Here is a 19,386-nt window from a genome sequence, read left to right as displayed (position 1 = left end):
GTAAGTCAAAAAGTCATTGTAAGTCGCGTTTTTAAAATGGGTGTCTTAGTAAGTCTTGGCTGGATAAGATCGTTTGGTATGATGTGGCGGTTTTTAAAATGGGTGTCTTGGTAAGTCGCGTTGGTAAGTCAAAATGGGTGTCTTGGTAAGTCAAAAAGTCATTGTAAGTCGCGTTTTTAAAATAGTAAGTCTTGGAAGTCTTGGCTGGATAAGATCGTTTGGTATGATGTGGCGGTTTTTAAAATGGGTGTCTTGGTAAGTCAAAAAGTCATTGTAAGTCGCGTTTTTAAAATGGGTGTCTTAGTAAGTCTTGGTAAGTCAATTATAACAAGTCTTAAAATGGGTGTCTTGGTAAGTCTCCTTGGTAAGTCTCCTTGGTAAGTCTCCTTGGTAAGTCTCCTTGGTAAGTCAATTATAACAGGCTAATTTCAATAGTTGGCTTAACTATTGAATGACTAAGCTAATCGCTGCGGCTTGTCTTTACGTTTTCGTTCTTGTGCCCTTGTATGGTGTGCGTTATTCGCCCCACGTTATTTAGCATGAGCTTTTTTGGTGCGGTGTCTAACTGTTTGGGATGTATATGGCAGAATATTATTGGTTGTTGGTCTCCGCTGCGCTTGTATTTATGATGCAGGCTGGCTTTTTGTGCTTAGAAAGTGGCCGTATCCGCAGTAAAAACAGCATTAACGTTGCCGCAAAAAATATTTCTGACTTTATTATATCAACGACCTTATTTTGGCTATTTGGCTTTGGCGTCATGTTTGGTGACTCTGTATCAGGGTTGTTTGGTGTGAGTGATTTCTTTTTTGATGATCAACATACGCCATGGGAAGTTAGCTTCTTTATTTTTCAGATGATGTTTTGTGGAACAGCCGCAACGTTAACTTCTGGTGCGGTTGCCGAGCGCATGACATTTATCGGCTATTTGGCGATTACTGTTGTGTTAAGTGCGATTATTTATCCAATTGTTGGGCATTGGGCTTGGTCTGGTGTTTACCCTTCAGAAGGGCCTCAGGGTTGGCTTGAGGCGCTGGGTTTTATTGACTTTGCAGGTTCTACCGTGGTGCATTCCGTCGGTGGTTGGGTGGCATTGGCTGCCATTATCATTATTGGACCTCGCCTTGGGCGTTTTGAAGAAGGAATTCGGTTACCACCAGGTAATAACCTTCCCTTGTCTGCTCTAGGCACGTTACTCATTTGGTTTGGTTGGATTGGTTTCAATGGCGGTAGTACATTGGCACTTAATGATGATGTGCCAATGATCATTCTAAATACCTTTATTTCTGCGGCTTGGGGCGCACTCATTGCTGCAGGCATTAATTATTTCCGTGATGGTTATATAGAAGTAGGATTCGTACTGAACGGCACGATTGCTGGTTTGGTGGGTATTACGGCTTCTTGTCATGTGGTGTCACCCGGGGCGTCTGTGATTATTGGCGCTGTTTCTGGTGTCGTGGTGTATTACGGCAGTTTATTGATGGAACGCTGGCGTTTAGATGATGCGCTTGATGTTGTTCCTGCCCATTTGTTTGCTGGGGTGTGGGGTACTTTAAGTGTCGCTCTGTTTGGTCAAACAGATAGAATTGATAATGGACTAGGGGTTTTAGAACAGCTTGGGGTACAAGCATTAGGCATTGTCGTTATTGGCTTCTATTGTTTTGTGGTGGGTTATACCTGCATGTGGCTACTGAATCGTTTTATGCCGCTTCGAGCGAGTAAAGAGCAAGAGGAGCAAGGTTTAAATGTAGCAGAGCATAGAGCGACAACAGAATTATTTGATTTGTTAACCTCCATGCAATACCAACAAAATAATGCTGATTTTTCAAAACCTGTTCCTGAGGAGCCTTTTACAGAAGTGGGGCAGATTGCTCGAAAATATAATCAAGTGATTGATCGAGTGAGTACTGAAATTGCGCAGCGAGATGACGCTCTGATGCGTTTTCAAGAGAGTGAAATGCGTAAGTCAGCGATATTGAATTCATCAATGGATTGTATTGTGACCATTAACCGCTTTGGTTCTGTAATGGAATTTAACCCTGCAGCAGAACGAACCTTTGGGTGTCTGAAAAAACAAGTTGAAGGTAAAAGCTTTATTGGTCTTTTTATTCGCGAAGAAGATAGAAAAAAGATTTTTGAAAGTTTGAACTCGGGTTTCTCGACATCAAATGGCTTGATATTGAATCGGCGTAATCCGTTTCGTTTACAGCGTAGCCCTAACAATGATTTTCCTGCTGAAATTGCGATTACTAAGGCCAATGCTGACTCTTCACAAGAAAGTGAGTTCACACTTCATATTAGAGATATGACTCGCCATGTGAAGTTGCAGGAACGATTGAAGTTTTTAGCGTACAGCGATCCATTGACCAGCTTGTACAATCGTACCTATTTAATGGATTCACTGGTGAGTGCTTTGCTCTTTGCCACCAAACAGAAGACGTCGGTTGGATTGCTGTTTTTGGATTTGGATAATTTCAAGATTATCAATGACACGTTAGGTCATAAGGCCGGTGACGAGTTGCTATGTGAAGTCGCGAGACGATTAATTGGTGTGTCAGATGAGTTTGATGTTATTGCTCGCTGGGGTGGTGATGAATTCGTCTTCATGATGACAGAAGGTGTCACCGAAAGTCGCTTAGCTATAAGAGCACAGCAGATTTTAGAAGCCATGCGAACCCCTGTTCATTTAAATGAACAGTATTTCACTATACCAACCAGTATTGGGGTTGCTCATACTGGTGAGGACGAGCAAAGTTTAGATGCTGATAAATTGATTCAACAAGCTGATATTGCTATGTATTGGGCAAAAGAAAAAGGCCGTGACAATGCACAGTTTTTCACCCCTGAAATGTCCAATATCGTCGCCAAGAAATTTGGTTTTGAGAAAGAAATTAATGAGGCGCTTGCATTAGGGCAATTCTCTTTGGTCTTTCAACCCAAAGTTTTGATGGAAAAAAATGACATTCTTGGTTTGGAAGCACTGATCCGTTGGAATCACCCTGTCAAAGGGCTTATTTCTCCTGCTGATTTTATTTCTATTGCGGAAGAATCTAACCTAATCATTAAAATTGACGAGTGGGTTATCGATCAGGCCTTGCAACAGCTAAAAGCGTGGCGTGATCAAGGTTTGCGTATAGTTCCTATCGCTGTGAATCTTTCTGGACGACATTTGGTGTCCGACTCTCTGGTACCTTACATCTCGCAGAAACTAATTGCTTATGGTATTGACGGTTGCTTGCTAGAAATTGAAATTACCGAAGGGGTTTTGCTCCAAGATATTCAGCGTTGTATTGAGGTGATGGCAGAGTTGAAAGAGTTAGATATTAGAATCTCAGTAGATGATTTTGGAACGGGTTATTCGTCGCTAAGCTATTTAAAACGGCTACCATTGGATATCTTGAAAATTGATCAATCATTTGTTGAAGAATGTGATCGTCATATTGAAGACGCTAAAATCTGTGAAACCATTATTCACTTGGCGCGAAGTTTAGAGCTGGTGATTGTTGCGGAGGGTGTAGAAACCGCTCCGCAGGCGGATATGTTGAAGTCGCTAGGTTGTGAGATATTCCAAGGCTACTATTTCCATAGACCTATGGTAAGTGCTGATATTGCCAAGTTGCTTATTGCCGATCCTGTGTTTGGTTAGGCGTTTCTCTATTACGGATCGTTTCCATAAGCTCTTGGTTCTGCGTTTTTTCTAACGGCTTGGTGCTTTTAAGTGGCTTTGAAAGATCATCGATGCTACCAATACGCCAGTGATGCCCAATGTTGAGGCTTTCGTCGGGCTGTGCAAGCGCATATAAATGTCAGGCAAACGAGCAAGACCATAAGAGCAGATCAATAGAAAAATGCCGCCAATAAGCAAAGACACACAGATAATAATTTCGAGATAAAAAGGCATAAAGGGGACTAACAAGACATATATGGACGCTCCGGTGTCGTCAAGGTAGCACTTAGCCGAATCACTCTTTTTAGGGTGATTTTTTACTTTCTTATTAACCGATCTTGTTCTTTCCTAGTCAATTTTCATGGATAAAGGGTCGTACTGACATATATCCGGCCTATTTATGAAACATTTTTTAGTCTGCTTCTGGCCCTAATGAGATCCGTACTTAGCCGTCTCAAACACCCACTCGGTTTTAAAAAACCTTGTCTTGACCATATTGTTGCTAAGTGCGGAAAACCCGCTTTTACATGGATATTAGGCTCAGATGAAAAATAGCGCTTTTCATCTGGTTCTAAATCCCGCGGTTGATGCTTTTCGTTTGGGGATTTAAACCCCAAGTCTGTAAATCCTCTTTAAAGCTTTTTTAATTCATTGCTTTTGCTTAGCTGATATTCGTCAAGGTCGTTGGCGAGGAACAGGTTGCCCGAATAATGGGCTTTGGCTTCTTGATAAATGTCGGCGATGGAAGGGGATAGGTTCGGGTTGGCTTGGTAGCGAGGGCTAAAGTGCGTTAATACTAAGTTGGGGATGTTAGCTTGCTCGGCAAAGGTCGCCACAAGCTCGGCGTCACTGTGGCCGTAGCTGTTTCCCGTTTTTGCAACGAGGTCTTTGGTGTAGGTGGCTTCATGAATCAGTACGCTGGCGCCATGGCTTATTTGAGACAAGAGTTCTGGCTGGTCATTGTCGCCTGCAACAATGATTTTTTGCGGGTTTATATCGTATAGCAAGTAGTCTTCACAATGGATTAGCTGGCCGTTTAGTTCAACATCTTGCCCCTTTTGTAACTGCCCCCAATGTGGTCCTCTGGGGATGTTATGCCGTTCCAGTTTCTCCACATCCAAACGCGGGTTGATGTCTTTTTCGGTAAAACAATAGGCATAAGAAGGGGCTCTGTGAGATAGGGCGACCGTTTCCACACGAACCTTTCTGAACTCGACAGATGGCAGATCATCAGTACAGACAAACTCAATGTCATAGGGTAGATATAATTGCGTATGTTGCTGAGTCGCTTCCACCCATTCTTTCACACCACTTGGTGCGATAATTTTCAATGGCGCCTTGCGGCCATTCATGGCGGCACTTGCCAATATGCCTGGCAAGCCATAACAGTGATCGCCATGAATGTGAGTGATGAAGATGGCTTGTAAGGCATTGATCGATAAATTGGTATGAAGTATCTGATGTTGCGTTCCTTCACCACAGTCGACAAGGTACCAGCCGTTGCCTCTTTCTTCGCGCACCGCGATTCCTGTTACATTGCGTGTTTTGGTGGGAACGCCTGCCGACGTTCCAAGAAAGACAATATTCATTTTTTACCTTGATACATAAAAGACGGGTTATCTTGCCTAAGCCTAATGTTTTCATGACCAAGCGGCAATCTCGGGCGGTATACACGGCTTATTATTTCCCTAGATTCTAAAAACACACATCAGTCACTGCTAAGAAATGTTATCTTCTATGCACTTCCTGAGCTAAAATGCGGGCCTTATTCGTACTTTACTACATGAGATTTATAAATGACCGCATTTGATACCAAAGTGGAAGAACTGATCGCTAAGCATCCTAATTTAACCAAAGATGAAGCCATCAAAATTGTTACTGAGAAAAATAATCGTAAGAAGCAGAAGAGAAATGAAAGGTCAAATAAAGGTAGTGTTAACAAGGGCTAGTAACAAGAAATACGCTCAGGCCTGATCTATCAGGCCACACACTTTAAAAACCTTGTAACACGGACTTTCAAAGGTATTTGTCCTTTGAAAGTATCGAATACGAAAGGTCGTTGCTAGTCGATGTGGTTTTCTATCATTAGTCCGTTCATTTTGGGATAGACAGTCTCAATGACTGCTCTACTTTGATCTCAAGGTATCAACTCATTTATACGATGCTTTACCGCAGAGATGAAAAATATTGGGTAGGCGATTTACCCAGTGCTTTTTTGAACATAGTGATGAAGGCATTTACAGAATCATAGCCCAGAGTGCCAGCGACACTTTGTACTGATTTCCCCTCTGCCAATTGACTCAGTGCAACCATCAAATGCAGCTGCTGACGCCAGCGTCCGAAGCTCAATCCGGTCGCGTTTTCTACGAGTCTGGCTAGCGATCGTTCACTGGTAGCAAGTCGGGCCGCCCACTGACGCAAAGTGTTACGGTCGCTCGGATCAGCAAACAGTGCATCGGCAATGTGTCTAATTTTGGGGTGGTCTGATATGGGTAGATGTAGCTCTTTTAGTGGCGCATCCGAAAGCTGCTCAAGAAGCACCGCAACAAGACGGGCTGTTTTACCTTCTGAAGGATAAGTGGGCTCTTGTTCGGCAAGATGCAAAATCAACTCTCGTACAAGAGGCGTTATGGCAAGGGTACAGCATGCGTCGGGCATCACTGCCGCACTAGGCTCAATAAACAAAAAGCAGGTGCTGGCGTTTTGAGTTATTCGGCAGCTGTGAGGGGTGCCGCTTGGGATCCAGACCGCGTGCTGAGGAGGCACAAGCCACAGTGCATCTTGTACTTCACAGCTCACCGCACCATGTAAAGACAATATCAACTGACCTTTGCGGTGGTGATGCGGTCTAATATCTGAATGATTCAGTTCAGGTTCGACCTGCAAAGCGATGGCAGCCTGCAAAAATTCATCGGAATTGAAATCTTCCGGTGAGGAAACTGTTTTTCTTAAAGCTGGTATAATTTAGATATCATCTGTCATATTGTCTATATTATACGTACTTTCGATACTTTATAGTGCTTTTTTTTCTAAAGTAAAGAAGGTTAGAGACTATGTTGGACATTAAAAACAAGTGGAATACCATTGCACTTGTGGCGGGAATTCTTTTTATTGCGGTCAACCTGCGGCTTCCTTTTACCAGTATAGCGCCCGTTCTGCCGCTTATCCAAAGTGATTTCGGTTTAAGCTCCTCGGCCGTAGGTCTGCTTACTTCATTGCCATTGCTGGCATTTGCCGCATTCTCACCATTGAGTGCTCCTGTTGCCCGAAAGTTCGGACTAGAACGTACACTTTTTGCTGCATTGACAATCATTTCTTTAGGCATCTTGCTGCGTTCTACCGGAAGTGTGTGGGCCTTGTATCTCGGTACAACACTGATCGGTACAGGGATCGCTTTGGGTAATGTGCTGTTGCCTAGTCTAGTTAAGCGCGACCTCTCAGCCAACGTTGCCTCCATGACAGGGGCGTATTCCATTACGATGGGGGCGGCGGGTGCGATAGGGTCTGCCATCATGATTCCTTTAACACAGGTTTGGGGCTGGAGTATTGCGCTGGCTTTATTAATTGCAGCCCCGCTGTTTGCGCTTATCGTATGGTTGTCGCAGCTTAAAAAGCATGAGCCAGTGAGCCTGTCCAATCCGAAAAAATCAGCGACAGTAGCAGTCTGGAAATCGCCTCTAGCGTGGCAGGTCACACTGTTTATGGGTTTCAATGCGATGCCTTTTTATGTTGCCGTAGGCTGGTTGCCGACTATTCTAATCGACCAAGGTATATCCGCCACTGAAGCTGGGTCCGTGCATGGAACGCTGCAACTGGCCACGGCCATTCCGGGGTTAATACTGGCAGCCACGCTGCGCCGTCTGAAAGATCAGAAACTTGCGGCCGTAACGACCAGCCTGTTGGTAGCTTTATCGTTTATCGGGCTTATTTATGCGCCAGAGTTTGCCATCTTGTGGGCTGCGCTTCTGGGCTTTGGCTCTGGTGCCTGCATGATGCTAGGTCTGACTTTCGTTGTACTGCGTACGCAGAATGCTGGCGACGCGGCTGCTCTATCAGGAATGGCACAGTGTGTAGGGTATCTCATGGCAGCAGCAGGCCCCTTATTGCTAGGTCAAGTGCACGACTGGACAGGCGGCTGGACTGCACCGCTGTTAATTACGGCAGCTATCGCTGTTGCTGGTGCGTGTACTGGCATGATGGCTGGGCGAAACGTCCATCTTGAACCGGCTCAATCGATGCGTTAACCCCGTATTTATCAGATACGGGAGATAACTCTCTCCCGTATTAGCGAAATTACGGTTACACAGATAAATATGACACCGTCATCTTAGTACAGAAAAGGTGGTATTTGCTCTTGTCGATCAGGTGGACGAATTATCGTTTCTGATAAGCTCGGTTGCCCAGTCGGCAAAGGCACGCACGGCTGGCGATAGAAAACGTTGATGCGGATAGAGCAAAGTGACTGGTACGGACGCAGGTTGCCAGTCCGCCAACACTTCAACGAGTCGGCCTTCTTCTAGATGTTCTGATACCACTCTCTCTGCAAGCTGCACCAACCCTAATCCTTCAAGACACATTTTTATGTAGAGCCCTGTCTCATTGGTGGCCACTGTCCCGCTAACTGGGATTGACATTTTTTCAGAGCCGCTGACAAAGCTCATTTCATTTGCTCGCTTCGCATGCCCTGAAAAATAATGGACGGCTCGATGGTGAGATAAATCTTCTGGCGTCTGCGGAATCCCGTTCTCTTTTAGATAAGCCGGAGAAGCGCATGTCACCCAGCGAAATCGACCAAGCGGTCGTGCAACGAGGGTTGAGTCATTAAGCTCACCAGTTCGAATGACACAATCTACGCCTTCCTGAACAAGATCTACCTGTCGGTCATTAACGCCTATCATTAGATAGATATCCGGATAGCGTCTGTAAAAGTCTTGCAGATTTGGCATGATGACAAAATGGGCGATACCGCCAGGCATATCAACACGTAAGCGTCCTTGTGGTCGTTTAACGGAATCGGTCAGACTAGACTCGGTATGCTCAATTAATTTAAGTATTTCTAAACACTGAGCCAAATACTGTGCGCCCTCTGTGGTCAAGCTGACACGCCGCGTTGTTCTGTTCAGCAGGCGCACCTGCAAATACTTTTCAAGGCTTTTAACCGTACTACTCACTGTTGAGGCTGGTAAGGACAGCGTTTCAGCAGCATAAATAAAACTTCCAGCCTCCGCCACACGCACAAAAATCTGCATTGCCTGAATACGATCCATATGCTTTTTCCATGAGCCACAACCAAGGGCGCTATTGTTCGTGATTATTGAATAATAAAAACAGTTTAACTGTCTTTTTCCGAATAGTCACTTTGCTTACCCTTGCTTCACGAAATTTCAAAAAGGTGAATGAAAGATGACTTATTACACTCGAAATATAGTACAAACCACTGAATCACTAGCCACTCGGACGCTTATCCAAGGCGCGACGGTTCTCAGTATGGACAGTGAAGTAGGTAATTTAGTCAGCGCCGATATTCTTATTGAAGGCAGCACCATCATGGCCATAGGTGAAAATCTTGAGGCCAGTGACGCCGTCATTATCGATGCGGCAGGCATGATTGCCATGCCGGGGATGGTGGACTCTCATCGTCACTCATGGGAAGGGCAACTACGGCGCATCAACCCTAATGCCACCTGTCTGGACGACTATAGTAACGCCACGCATTTTTCGTTCGCCAAATACTATCGCCCTGCCGATAATTATATCGGCAACTTGCTGACGGCTCTGGGCTGCATTGACGCGGGTATCACCACCGTCATTGATAATTCCCATAACAGCCGCACCGCGGAACATTCCGATGCCGCCGTTGAGGCCCTGCTTGATTCGGGCATTCGCGCTATACATGCCTCGGGTGCGCCCGTTGCTGGTGAATGGGATAAAGCGCACTGGCCAGGTAACTGGCAACGCTTGCAGGAAAAGTATTTTAAGAATAACCCTGACAGCCTCGTTTCTCTTGGGGTCATGGCCCAGTTGGAGCCAGAGTTGTGGGCCGAGGCTCGTCGATTAGGGTTACCCATTGTGACTGAGTTTTTTGGCTCTTTGATGGCGGATGAACTTGAATCGTTGCATCAGCAAGGCCTTCTTGGCCCAGATAATATTTTCAATCACTGCACGTCGTTGCCTGATGAAGGATGGAAAATCTTACGTGAAGCGGGTGTTCGAATAAACGTCTGCCCACGCTCTGATGCGCACTATGGCATCGAAGACGGTATGTTTGCTATGCAGGCTGCGCAGCGTCATGGCATTAGCCCAGGACTAAGTGTCGACAATGAAACGTCTTACAGTACTGATATGTTTATGGAAATGCGCGTGGCATTTTATCTACAACGAGTCATGGGCATGCATCAGCAGAAGTGCTGTGGTTCTGATCATGATCATATGCAGACAACGCTTCCAGCCGCTCAGCTTCTTAAATCGGCCACCCTCGATGGAGCGCATTGTGCTGGATTGCAGGACAAAATTGGCAGTTTGACACCGGGTAAACAGGCAGACTTGATCTTGATTAACGCCAATGACATCAACCTTTACCCGTCCGGCAATGCCTTTGGCACCGTGGTGCATGCAACGGAACGTAGCAACATTGATACCGTGATGATCGCTGGACGCATCGTCAAACAGAAGGGTCAAGTTTTGGGTGTCGACAGTCAGCGTCTTCGCGCTGCCATTGATGAATCCCGTGCGCATTTGTTTGCTGCGTCTGGGTATCAACCTGATCTATTTGCTGACGTTTTTCTGCCGTTTGAACAGGCTAACTAATAGGGGAATAGCGATGAGTATGATCTATTACTTAATGGCTTTTGCTGCCGGTCTGGGTATCACGTTGCAGACAACCCTGAACAGCCAGTTGGCAAAAGGGTTGGGGGGAGACTCCGTTACCGCGGCACTGTTTTCTTTCTCGGCTGGAGCGTTCTGCCTTGGGATTTATTCACTATGTACTACAGCGATTCTATGCAGGGGAAGATTTTCTGCTGCGACTATCCGTCTCTCGATAATCAGCGCATTTTTGTGGAAGTCGAAGGTGGCGGTGCGCCAGATGGCTCCTGTATTGATGCGCAAGGCTATCTATGGAACGCCGAATGGGGCGGTAGCCGAGTGGTGCGTTACACTGATACCGGAAAAGTTGACCGAGTCATTCAGTCTCCCAGTGTTCAAACCACTTGCCCAGTGTTAGCAGGTCCCAGTTACGAAACGCTTTACTGCACAAGTGCTCGGGTGGGCTTAGAAAAACCGACAGACAGTGATGGGGAGCTGATAAAAGCGGAGGAAATGTTCTCCGCAGGACTTCCTGAAGTTAGATTTGCAGGACCACTGAATAGCTAGTTCATAAAGCACTTTTGCAAACGACCTTTACCTCTGCCTATTTTGCTTAGGCAAACCTGATTTGAAAGCGGATATGGGTTTTCCATATCCGCTTTTGGCCTAGAATAGGTCAGAATAAAGAAATAGATCTATCAGGCCACCCACTTTAAAAACCTTGAAAATACGGGCTTTCAAAGGTGTGTCCATGATGCTGTCCATGCCAAACACTGAGAGAAATGACACAAAGCTGGACGGAATGAAGATTAACGGTGTTCTTGTTACAGATCTTTTTGATTCATAAACGAGAAAAAGCTAACAAGTTGCTTAAGTATCACACTAGCCAAAAATCAACCTGCAACTGACACATTAACGCGCACCGCTTATTAGTCAATACCTCGCTGTTGTGCTATCTGCATAGCGAAAACACCATTGCCAACTGACCAATCTGAGTAGTCATTTTCATGGATAAATATAAACACATCTTTAGGTGATACGCCTGCTTTGTCATTTAGGTTACGACTAATGGCAGCATAGAGGGCTTTTTTCATGGCGTCGCTTCTTCCTCGTCTCATTGTGATTTCTATGCAAATAAAATTATCTGATCGAGTGATGCCGTTGAAGCTGCGACTATAGAAAAAATCTGCGCTTTCGTAACTTGAAACAAGATTGAATAGCTCGTCTTCTGGCATGCCAATCGCTTCGACTAGTGCACTATGAATACCTTGAACTATGTTTAACTTTATTTCTTGTGTGGTGTGCTTTGGTACGGCGGTACGAATAATAGGCATTGAAAATACTCCTGGTGAATAATGCGACTAATATAGGTTTGAGAAGGGGCTCTTAAAAGTGATTTACAGGGTGTATTTATGTGAGTTAAAGTCAAATACATGAAAGACATTAAACTGACACATTTACCCTTAGTTGCATTACGAGCTTTTGAATCAGCAGGCCGTCTTGGTACCATGACGGCGGCAAGTGATGAGTTGTGTGTGACGCCCGGTGCGGTAAGCCGCCAGGTTCGGCAATTAGAAACCTTATTAGGCGTGGCGTTATTTTCTGGTCCAAAAAATAAGCCTAGATTAACCGAGCAAGGTTTATTGTTACTGCCTATTGTGAGCAGTGCAATGTCACAAATGTTATTGGGTCTGAATACCATTCGATTGGCGAATAAAAAAACAGTCACCGTCTCTTGTTTAAACACCTTCGCAATACGTTGTTTGATACCACGAATGTACCGATTTAATTTGCTGTACCCTGATATTGATATTCAACTTAGCACCACATCGGTGGATTACGGTCGTGATGGTTATGATGTAGTGATTGGGGTAATGAAAGTGCAGGAAGGCAAAAATTTGGATGACGATATTTTATTCCATGAACAAATAGGCCCTGTCATGACAGAGGATGTTCTTGCCAGTCATTCGATTAACAAAGTAGAAGATCTAACGGCAATTGATATTCTATTAGCGCGTACACGACTAGAGGCATGGGATGCTTGGTGTGGCATTATGAACAACAACATTGTACCTATGAGTAAACGGAAGTTTGATCATCTGTATTTTGTGTTAGAGGCTGCGCTAGGAGGGTTAGGTTTTTGCATAACACCACGGCATTTGGTGATTGATGACCTCAAGGCAAAACGCTTAATAGCACCTTTTGGCTTTGTCGACAGCGGATACAGTTATGTTATTCATCAAGCGGATAAAAACCACGATAACTCAATTCAATTTGTGCAATGGTTAAAAAAAGAATGTTGGATTTAAAAAAGTCTTTACGCATTATGGAAATTGCTATCAATAAGTTACCCACTTATAAATCCAGTTGGTAAGTCAAAATCAGTGATATTAATCAAGGAAGGGCTGGCGAAATCAGAAGCGCTGTTTACTAAGGACGCTGGAAAGTGGCACAGGATGTAGACAAAAAAACGGACACGTCAGCAGTGTCCGTTTTTTATTGTGGGGTTTAACCAATCAAGCGTCAGGAATGTGCTCTGAAAGTGCGGCATAAGCTACCGTGAAAGCGCTTTCTTGGAAGGCACGTAATCCCGTTGCTTTAAAAGGAATGGGCATTGGGTTGTGTTGCAAGATGTCCTTCACTTTGGCGCCGCTGAATAAATCCACTTGAACGGTGTCGATCAGTTGGATGATGGCTTCGATTTTAAAGCCCACCGAGCCGCCAGCAAATTTGCCTTTGGTTGGGCGTTCGCGAATCACGGCTCTTTTCACTTTGTAATCTTCAAATAGCTTTTTCAGTAAAAACTGAAATTTACGTACGCTTTCGCTGTCGTTTGGGTTGTTCAGTGTGTGTCGAGTTTGGCGACAGTCGGCGATTTGAAACAATCCGTCTTGTTTAGACAGAAGGCAAAGAATCACTTCGCTGCCTTTGATTTCGATACCACAAGTAATCATAACGAGATCCTGAATAGGGAATTTCGCGCATTATCGCATACTTTATTCCTATCTAGCAGAGTAAAAAATACTGCTTGTTGAAAAGGAAACACGTCAGATCTAAGGCGAAAGTGAAAGCTTGTGGTTTATTACACTCTTTTCATTTTGCCGTCTCTTATTATCACAATGAATAATGTACTATTTCAAAATATTATTTTGTAAAAATCATTTTATCGACATTTTCTACTGTAAAAACGTAAAAACAGGCTTTTTACTCTAGAGGTGTTTTTTTCAACTTCGACCGTTTTTTACTCTTAACCGGTTTTTAATTTTAACTAATAGGGCTGCATAAAATGACTGCTTCCTCGCCAATGGGCATTCCTCGTCCCCAGGTGAAATCTTTAGACGAAATTCTTCCTCACGAACCTTTGTTGATGATGGGCGCGGGACCTGTGCCTATTCCTGAGCGTGTCGCCAAGGCCAACTCGGTGGTGATAAACCACCTTGGTAGTGTGATGGCGCAGGTGATTGGGCAAGTTAAGTCAATGGCGCGTTATGTGTTTCAAACAGAGTCTAAATGGGTGCTTGGTGTCGCGGGGCCAGCGTCAGCGGCGATGGAGATGGCGGTGGCCAATTTGTTGCAACCAGGCGAGCGTATTTTATGCATTAATAATGGCTTCTTTAGTCATCGTATGGCAGAAATGGCGACGCGTATTGGTGCGGATGTGCATGAGTTGCACGTTGGTGCGCATGAAGCGGCGGACCCAGAGCGTGTTCGTAAAGCCATTGAAGAAACGCGTCCAAAAGTATTAACGCTGGTGCAAGGCGAAACGTCGAATACGGTGTTTAACCATACATTAGAAGACATCACCAAGATCGCTAAATCTTATGGTTGTTTGGTGGTGGTGGATGCTGTTTGTACACTCAGCACTATGCCGCTGAAAATGGATGCGTGGCAAGTGGATGTGGTGATTACAGGTGGGCAAAAAGGGTTGTCGTCCATCCCTGGCGTGTCGTTATTGGTGTTTTCTAATGAAGCGTGGGCCGCAGTGAAAAGTCGTACCAAACCAACGGTACAATGGTGTTTTGATGCGCAGTTGGCTGAGAATTTTTGGCACAACGATGGCTATCATTATACGGCGCCGGTGTCTGGGATCATGGCTCTGCATGAAGCATTGAAATTAGTGTGTGATGAAACATTAGAGCATCGCTTTTCCCGTCATTTGCGTTGTTCTAAAGCCTTGCAAGCAGGCATTGAAGGCATGGGATTAGAGTTGTTTATTCCGCCAGCATCGCGTTTGAATTCTGTGGTGGGTATTAATATACCGCAAGGGTTAACAGCCCCTAAAATTTGTCGACACATATCCGAAATGTACCGCGTTGAAATCGCGGGCTCTTTTGGCCAGCCTATCGTGCGTATTGGGCAGATGGGTGAGCAATGTCGTGAGCATAACTTGTTCCGCACCTTGCATGCGTTGGGCAGTACCATGCGTGATTTGGGTGTAAAAGTTGATCAACCCAATGGCATGGCGGAAATGGAAGCGTACTTGCAGAAGATTCCACGTAACGCTTATCAGGTTCACGTTGCTTAGTGAAAGAAGTGGTAAAAACATCAGGCGCTTATTTATATTAAGCGCCTTTTTGATCAGATGCCTTTGGCTTTTTGTTTCGGAGCCAAGGGCATTTTTTTGTTTGGCATTAAGCTGGCAAACAATGCCCCTGCGGTGATGAATAGGCAGGCGATGATTTGTCCTGTGGTGAGTTGTACTTCGGTGAAAAGCCCAAGCCAAGCAGTGGATAGGGCGGGTGCGGTATAAGACAAGACGCCAAGCAAGGATAAGTTGCCTTTTTTTACCCCAAAGTCCCAACAAAAAAACGCGATACCAACCGGGCCAAAGCCGAGTCCTAAAATGGCAATCCATGTGGAGGTTGGAAAAGAGGTTGAGGTTGTCCAGCTTTGTGCTTCTATTGCAAGATGAGATACGCCTGCTAATAGCGTGGTGATGAGGCAATACCAGAGTACCGCACTGGAAGGAACATCTTGATAGCGCCGATTCGCCACCGAATAGCTCGACCAGATAAACGCACAGGCGAATGCCGCTGCGTATCCTGTCCAATGGTAAGTAGTGTCATTGTCTATTGTTATGACCTGTCCTTTTGATTGTAGCATGATGCCAGTACCAATAAAGGCAACCACGGCCCCCGCCAAATGTGTCCAAGATAAGGTGCTGCCCTTGCTCATGCCTGCCATCAAGACGATCAATAAAGGCCATAAATAGGCGATCAGTCCCGCTTCGACCGGTGGTGCGTGTTGGAAGGCATAAAAGTAGCAAAGGTGATAAAAGTAAAAGCCCAATCCCCCCATGATAATCGCGCTTTTTGGAGTGTGTTGCCATGACGCTTTAAGTTCGCCTTTCAATAGATACACAATAAAGAAGAGTAAGCTGGCGACACCAAATGTTAGCGTGAGCAGTAACAGCGGTGGCACTAAATTGGCTTGCGTGGTGAAGAGGGCGAGGCTGCTCCATAGCAATATGGCAATACCGCCAATGAGAGTGGCTTGTGGATTGTGTGCGGTCATCTTGTTGTTTCCTAAAACCTGTCCTAGTCTAAATAAACAACAGATTACCGTGTCTGGTTGTTAAAAACATTGTCAAAAATACGCAATGTGTTTTGGCAAAAATGCGTTTTTTACCATAATTCTGTCAGAAATATGGTTTCTGACAGGGTGGTGACAGGTTTGACAGGTAATGTTTGTTCATCGAGTTTTCTAAAATAAGCGTTTCAGAAACTCGAATAGCTAACAACAAAAAAAATAACAAGCAGGAGATAACCATGCTTAATACCCTTTCTTTGAAGTCTATTCTTATTTCTGGTGCTGTCGCACTGACCATCGCAGGACAAGCTCACGCTTATGAACCCGCTCGCAGTGCGGAATGTATTGCTCCAGCAAACCCTGGTGGTGGTTGGGATTTTACTTGCCGTAGTGTTGGTCGAGTATTGGTTGACCAAGGATACTTTAAAGGCAATGTTCAAACCGTCAACATGACAGGTGCTGGTGGTGGTGTGGCTTACGCGCACACAATCAGTAAACGTGACAAAGACGATAACCTAATTGTTGCTGCTAGTACGGCGACAACGACACGCCTTGCTCAAGGTCAATTCCCTGGTATGGATTCCAAACAAGTTAAATGGATTGGAACCTTGGGTGCAGACTACGGCATCATTGCGGTAGGCAAAGATTCAAAATACACCAACTTGACTCAATTGTTAGATGCGTTGAAAAGCGATCCAACGTCTGTGAAGTTTGCTGGTGGTAGTGCGTCTGGTGGTTGGGACCATTTGAAAGTTTTGATGACTGCGCAAAAAGCGAACGTGGGCGATCTGCCTAAAGTGCGTTATTTGGCTTTCAGCGGTGGTTCTGAAGCTTTAGTTCAAGTGGTTGGCGGACACGTTGATGCCTTCACTGGTGATATCTCTGAAGTAAAAGGCTTCATGGATTCTGGTGACTTGCGCGTTCTAGCGGTGCTTTCTGAAGAGCGTCTACCTGAACCATTTGCTGCGATTCCAACCGCGATGGAACAAGGTGTTGATTCTGTTGCACCAAACTGGCGTGGTTTTTATATGCCAGGCAATTCTAGTGCGGAATCTTACGATTGGTGGGTTAAAACCATGGACGAGCTTTACAAAACAGAAGAATGGAAAGACATCATGGTGAAAAATGGTGTGATGCCGTTCCACAAATCTGGTGAAGAGTTCACGCAATTCGTTAACAACCAAATTCTAGACATCCAAATCTTATCTAAAGACATCGGTTTGATTAAATAATTTTTGAACCGCTATTTGGAGGGGTATTTGTTTTGACACAGTGCCCCTCCTGTTTTTACTTGTTACTCACCCTTTGATTTACTGACACGGAGCAGAGACATGCGTATTAATGATCGTGTGTTTGGCATGCTGATGCTGATTCTTGCCGTTGCTTACGGCTGGGAAGCGACGCAATTTCCCATTCCATTTGGTGGACACGAAAGTGTCGGACCTGAAACCTTTCCTATTATGCTATCAATCATTTTAGGCATTAGTTCTATTTATATGATTGTTCGTCCCGATCCGGATGAGAAATGGGCGCCATCTGCTATGTTGATTGAACTTAGTGTTGTGGTGCTCGCTATGCTTGCTTTTGCGTGGGCGATTGAGCCAATCGGCTTTATGCCAGCCGCTGCCATTGTGGTGAGTTTTTTAAGTTGGCGCATGGGGGCAAGCATAACCAAGAGTATTATCACGGGTGTGACAAGCTCTGTATTTATCTTTTTCCTTTTCAATACTGTGCTAGAACTAGCACTGCCTCTAGGTCTATTGGAGTTTTAATATGGATACTATGAGCTTATTAATGCAAGGCTTTGCCATCGCATTAACGCCAGAAAGTATTATGTTTGCGATCATTGGTGCTATTTTAGGTACATTGATCGGTGCTTTGCCAGGTCTTGGCCCCGCGAACGGTGTGGCTATTTTGATTCCGTTGGCGTTTAGTTTAGGTTTGTCTGCTACTTCTTCTCTTATTTTGCTGACGTCTGTATATGCGGGTGCTATGTATGGTGGTCGTATTTCATCTATCCTGTTGAATATTCCAGGTGATGAGCCTGCCATGATGACCTGTTTAGATGGTTATCCGATGGCGGTGAAAGGCAAAGCAGCAGAAGCGTTGGCAATTTCTGCGATTGCGTCTTTTATCGGCAGTTTTATTGCGACCATTGGTTTGGTTATTTTGGCCCCCATTTTGGCAAAGTTTGCTTTGCGATTCGGTCCATCTGAATACTTTGCTTTGTTCGCGTTGGCGTTTGCCACCTTAGGCGGTATTACAGGCAAGAACCAATTTAAGACGCTAATGGCGGCGGCAATTGGTTTGATGATTGCGACCGTGGGTATCGATATCTCAACGGGCGTGCAGCGCTTTACGTTTGGTACATTGGAATTGTTTGAAGGCGTTGACTTCATTATCGCTATCGTGGGTTTGTTTGCGATCAGTGAATTGTTGTTTTTCTTGGAGCGTCACGCGGGTGATGGTCTGAAGCAAGTGGCGGTGAATAAGCTAAAACTTACTGCTAAAGACATTATCGAAGTTTTGCCTGCTTCTTTTAGAGGCGCGGTGTTGGGCTTTGTTGCTGGTGTTTTGCCTGGTGCTGGTGCATCTTTGGGTAGCTTTATGAGCTATACCTTGGAAAAACGTTTCTCAGACAAAGGCGAATTCGGTAAGGGTGATCCACGTGGTGTGGCGGCGCCTGAAGCAGGCAACAACGGTGCGGCATCTGGTGCGCTCGTACCTATGTTGACCCTTGGTGTGCCTGGTAGTGGTACGACAGCGGTACTATTGGCGATGTTGATCTCGTTGAACATCTCTCCTGGTCCTATGTTGTTCCAGCAAAACCCTGATCTTGTTTGGGGTGTTATCGCCGCGATGTTCGTGGGTAACTTTGTGTTATTGTTACTCAACATTCCAATGGTCGGTATTTTCGTTAAATTGTTGAGTATTCCGCCTAAGTACTTGATGCCAATTGTGACTCTTATTGCATCTGTGGGTATTTATTCGGTCAGTCACAGTGCGTTGGATCTATATTTCATGGTTGGCTTTGGTGTGCTGGGCTATATCCTTCGTAAGGTGGATATTCCATTAGTACCTATCATTTTAGGTATGTTGCTTGGGCCTGAAATGGAAAGCAGTCTTCGTCATGCTTTGGTGCTTTCTGATGGCGATTGGACCGTTTTGTTTAACAGCGGATTGAGTATTGGTCTGTGGACAGTTGCCTTACTTGGCTTGATTTTGCCTATCATTGTTGGCCCTTTAGTTCGGGCTAAAATGGCGAGAGCAAAAGCGGCGAAAAAAGACGACTAAGCCGAGATACTATTCAATACTATTGTCCGTGTTAAGCGGTTACTATTGATACGCAAAAATGGAATTCGAACAGTTTAGGCTGTTCGAATTTTTTG

General features: G+C 45.0%; 17 protein-coding genes and 1 pseudogene. 11 read left to right on the top strand and 7 right to left on the bottom strand.

Translation table 11 applies throughout. From position 1 onward, the window contains the following. The first annotated feature begins 580 nt into the window (after nt 1–580). On the top strand, nt 581–3,643 hold the full coding sequence (gene amt, locus DK187_RS04500) for an ammonium transporter (protein WP_111606139.1): 3,063 nt from the start codon (nt 581–583) through the stop codon (nt 3,641–3,643). Between the two features lie 51 nt (nt 3,644–3,694). On the opposite strand, the gene DK187_RS04495 is transcribed toward amt, so the two are convergent. Together DK187_RS04495 and DK187_RS04490 are read right to left on the bottom strand one after the other, a co-directional pair. Continuing rightward, nucleotides 3,695–3,898 carry a cation:proton antiporter gene (locus DK187_RS04495; protein ID WP_223232350.1) on the bottom strand — a complete coding sequence of 68 codons (204 nt, stop codon included), beginning with the start codon at nt 3,896–3,898 and terminating at the stop codon, nt 3,695–3,697. A 398-nt stretch (nt 3,899–4,296) separates the two neighbouring features. Then, nucleotides 4,297–5,253, bottom strand: coding sequence for a ribonuclease Z (locus DK187_RS04490; RefSeq protein ID WP_111606138.1), 957 nt, complete (start codon nt 5,251–5,253; stop codon nt 4,297–4,299). Nucleotides 5,254–5,460: 207 nt separating this feature from the next. On the opposite strand from DK187_RS04490, the gene DK187_RS21200 reads away from it, so the two are divergent. Next, nucleotides 5,461–5,613, top strand: coding sequence for a hypothetical protein (locus DK187_RS21200; protein WP_188322975.1), 153 nt, complete (start codon nt 5,461–5,463; stop codon nt 5,611–5,613). A 217-nt stretch (nt 5,614–5,830) separates the two neighbouring features. Here DK187_RS21200 and DK187_RS04485 read toward each other — a convergent pair whose 3' ends face one another. Then, nucleotides 5,831–6,550, bottom strand: coding sequence for an AraC family transcriptional regulator (locus DK187_RS04485; RefSeq protein WP_204355578.1), 720 nt, complete (start codon nt 6,548–6,550; stop codon nt 5,831–5,833). 206 nt (nt 6,551–6,756) lie between these two features. Between DK187_RS04485 and DK187_RS04480 the strand changes: the two genes are divergently transcribed. After that, on the top strand, nt 6,757–7,908 hold the full coding sequence (locus DK187_RS04480) for an MFS transporter (RefSeq protein ID WP_223232352.1): 1,152 nt from the start codon (nt 6,757–6,759) through the stop codon (nt 7,906–7,908). A 117-nt stretch (nt 7,909–8,025) separates the two neighbouring features. Here the strand turns inward: DK187_RS04480 and DK187_RS04475 are convergent, their stop codons facing one another. Beyond that, complete coding sequence (locus tag DK187_RS04475) at nt 8,026–8,931, bottom strand: LysR family transcriptional regulator (RefSeq protein WP_111606135.1); 906 nt, start codon at nt 8,929–8,931, stop codon at nt 8,026–8,028. 136 nt (nt 8,932–9,067) lie between these two features. Here DK187_RS04475 and DK187_RS04470 point away from each other — a divergent pair, with 136 nt between their 5' ends. The 3 genes and pseudogenes from DK187_RS04470 to DK187_RS21350 all read left to right on the top strand — a co-directional run bounded on the left by DK187_RS04470 (nt 9,068) and on the right by DK187_RS21350 (nt 11,035). Then, entirely contained in the window at nt 9,068–10,471 is a 1,404-nt protein-coding gene (locus DK187_RS04470; RefSeq protein WP_111606134.1) for an amidohydrolase family protein, read from the top strand. After that, nucleotides 10,383–10,604, top strand: a pseudogene (locus DK187_RS21540) (hypothetical protein); the annotation flags it as partial. The gene DK187_RS04470 and the pseudogene DK187_RS21540, both read left to right, overlap by 89 nt. Nucleotides 10,605–10,645: 41 nt before the next feature. Next, on the top strand, nt 10,646–11,035 hold the full coding sequence (locus DK187_RS21350; protein ID WP_111606133.1) for an SMP-30/gluconolactonase/LRE family protein: 390 nt from the start codon (nt 10,646–10,648) through the stop codon (nt 11,033–11,035). A gap of 362 nt (nt 11,036–11,397) precedes the next feature. On the opposite strand, the gene DK187_RS04455 is transcribed toward DK187_RS21350, so the two are convergent. Next, on the bottom strand, nt 11,398–11,802 hold the full coding sequence (locus DK187_RS04455) for a tautomerase family protein (RefSeq protein WP_111606132.1): 405 nt from the start codon (nt 11,800–11,802) through the stop codon (nt 11,398–11,400). Between the two features lie 99 nt (nt 11,803–11,901). On the opposite strand from DK187_RS04455, the gene DK187_RS04450 reads away from it, so the two are divergent. Further along, a complete protein-coding gene (locus DK187_RS04450; RefSeq protein ID WP_111606131.1) occupies nt 11,902–12,777 on the top strand; it encodes a LysR substrate-binding domain-containing protein in 876 nt (291 codons plus the stop codon). Nucleotides 12,778–12,984: 207 nt separating this feature from the next. Here DK187_RS04450 and DK187_RS04445 read toward each other — a convergent pair whose 3' ends face one another. After that, nucleotides 12,985–13,422 (bottom strand): DUF3010 family protein, encoded by a 438-nt coding sequence (locus DK187_RS04445; RefSeq protein ID WP_111606130.1) that lies wholly within the window; start codon nt 13,420–13,422, stop codon nt 12,985–12,987. Nucleotides 13,423–13,754: 332 nt separating this feature from the next. On the opposite strand from DK187_RS04445, the gene DK187_RS04440 reads away from it, so the two are divergent. Further along, complete coding sequence (locus DK187_RS04440) at nt 13,755–14,993, top strand: pyridoxal-phosphate-dependent aminotransferase family protein (protein WP_111606129.1); 1,239 nt, start codon at nt 13,755–13,757, stop codon at nt 14,991–14,993. Nucleotides 14,994–15,046: 53 nt separating this feature from the next. Here DK187_RS04440 and yddG read toward each other — a convergent pair whose 3' ends face one another. Beyond that, entirely contained in the window at nt 15,047–15,982 is a 936-nt protein-coding gene (gene yddG, locus DK187_RS04435; RefSeq protein WP_111606128.1) for an aromatic amino acid exporter YddG, read from the bottom strand. Nucleotides 15,983–16,236: 254 nt separating this feature from the next. On the opposite strand from yddG, the gene DK187_RS04430 reads away from it, so the two are divergent. The 3 genes from DK187_RS04430 to DK187_RS04420 all read left to right on the top strand — a co-directional run bounded on the left by DK187_RS04430 (nt 16,237) and on the right by DK187_RS04420 (nt 19,291). Continuing rightward, the gene (locus DK187_RS04430) at nt 16,237–17,229 is read left to right on the top strand and encodes a Bug family tripartite tricarboxylate transporter substrate binding protein (protein WP_111606127.1); all 993 of its coding nucleotides are present in this window, start codon (nt 16,237–16,239) and stop codon (nt 17,227–17,229) included. Between the two features lie 99 nt (nt 17,230–17,328). Further along, the gene (locus DK187_RS04425) at nt 17,329–17,769 is read left to right on the top strand and encodes a tripartite tricarboxylate transporter TctB family protein (RefSeq protein ID WP_111606126.1); all 441 of its coding nucleotides are present in this window, start codon (nt 17,329–17,331) and stop codon (nt 17,767–17,769) included. Nucleotide 17,770: 1 nt separating this feature from the next. Further along, a complete protein-coding gene (locus DK187_RS04420) occupies nt 17,771–19,291 on the top strand; it encodes a tripartite tricarboxylate transporter permease (RefSeq protein ID WP_111606125.1) in 1,521 nt (506 codons plus the stop codon). Nucleotides 19,292–19,386 lie beyond the last annotated feature (95 nt).

The organism is Marinomonas arctica, from assembly GCF_003259225.1.
GTDB classification, from domain to species: domain Bacteria; phylum Pseudomonadota; class Gammaproteobacteria; order Pseudomonadales; family Marinomonadaceae; genus Marinomonas; species Marinomonas arctica.
This window is presented reverse-complemented; position numbering and strand designations above follow the sequence as displayed.

Bases quoted from the DNA above. Each gene is read 5' to 3' on its own strand.
- amt (WP_111606139.1), top strand. From the start codon at position 581: ATGGCAGAATATTATTGGTTGTTGGTCTCCGCTGCGCTTGTATTTATG.
- DK187_RS04495 (WP_223232350.1), bottom strand. From the start codon at position 3,898: ATGCCTTTTTATCTCGAAATTATTATCTGTGTGTCTTTGCTTATTGGC.
- DK187_RS04490 (WP_111606138.1), bottom strand. From the start codon at position 5,253: ATGAATATTGTCTTTCTTGGAACGTCGGCAGGCGTTCCCACCAAAACA.
- DK187_RS21200 (WP_188322975.1), top strand. From the start codon at position 5,461: ATGACCGCATTTGATACCAAAGTGGAAGAACTGATCGCTAAGCATCCT.
- DK187_RS04475 (WP_111606135.1), bottom strand. From the start codon at position 8,931: ATGGATCGTATTCAGGCAATGCAGATTTTTGTGCGTGTGGCGGAGGCT.
- DK187_RS04470 (WP_111606134.1), top strand. From the start codon at position 9,068: ATGACTTATTACACTCGAAATATAGTACAAACCACTGAATCACTAGCC.
- DK187_RS21350 (WP_111606133.1), top strand. From the start codon at position 10,646: ATGTACTACAGCGATTCTATGCAGGGGAAGATTTTCTGCTGCGACTAT.
- DK187_RS04455 (WP_111606132.1), bottom strand. From the start codon at position 11,802: ATGCCTATTATTCGTACCGCCGTACCAAAGCACACCACACAAGAAATA.
- DK187_RS04450 (WP_111606131.1), top strand. From the start codon at position 11,902: ATGAAAGACATTAAACTGACACATTTACCCTTAGTTGCATTACGAGCT.
- DK187_RS04445 (WP_111606130.1), bottom strand. From the start codon at position 13,422: ATGATTACTTGTGGTATCGAAATCAAAGGCAGCGAAGTGATTCTTTGC.
- DK187_RS04440 (WP_111606129.1), top strand. From the start codon at position 13,755: ATGACTGCTTCCTCGCCAATGGGCATTCCTCGTCCCCAGGTGAAATCT.
- yddG (WP_111606128.1), bottom strand. From the start codon at position 15,982: ATGACCGCACACAATCCACAAGCCACTCTCATTGGCGGTATTGCCATA.
- DK187_RS04430 (WP_111606127.1), top strand. From the start codon at position 16,237: ATGCTTAATACCCTTTCTTTGAAGTCTATTCTTATTTCTGGTGCTGTC.
- DK187_RS04425 (WP_111606126.1), top strand. From the start codon at position 17,329: ATGCGTATTAATGATCGTGTGTTTGGCATGCTGATGCTGATTCTTGCC.
- DK187_RS04420 (WP_111606125.1), top strand. From the start codon at position 17,771: ATGGATACTATGAGCTTATTAATGCAAGGCTTTGCCATCGCATTAACG.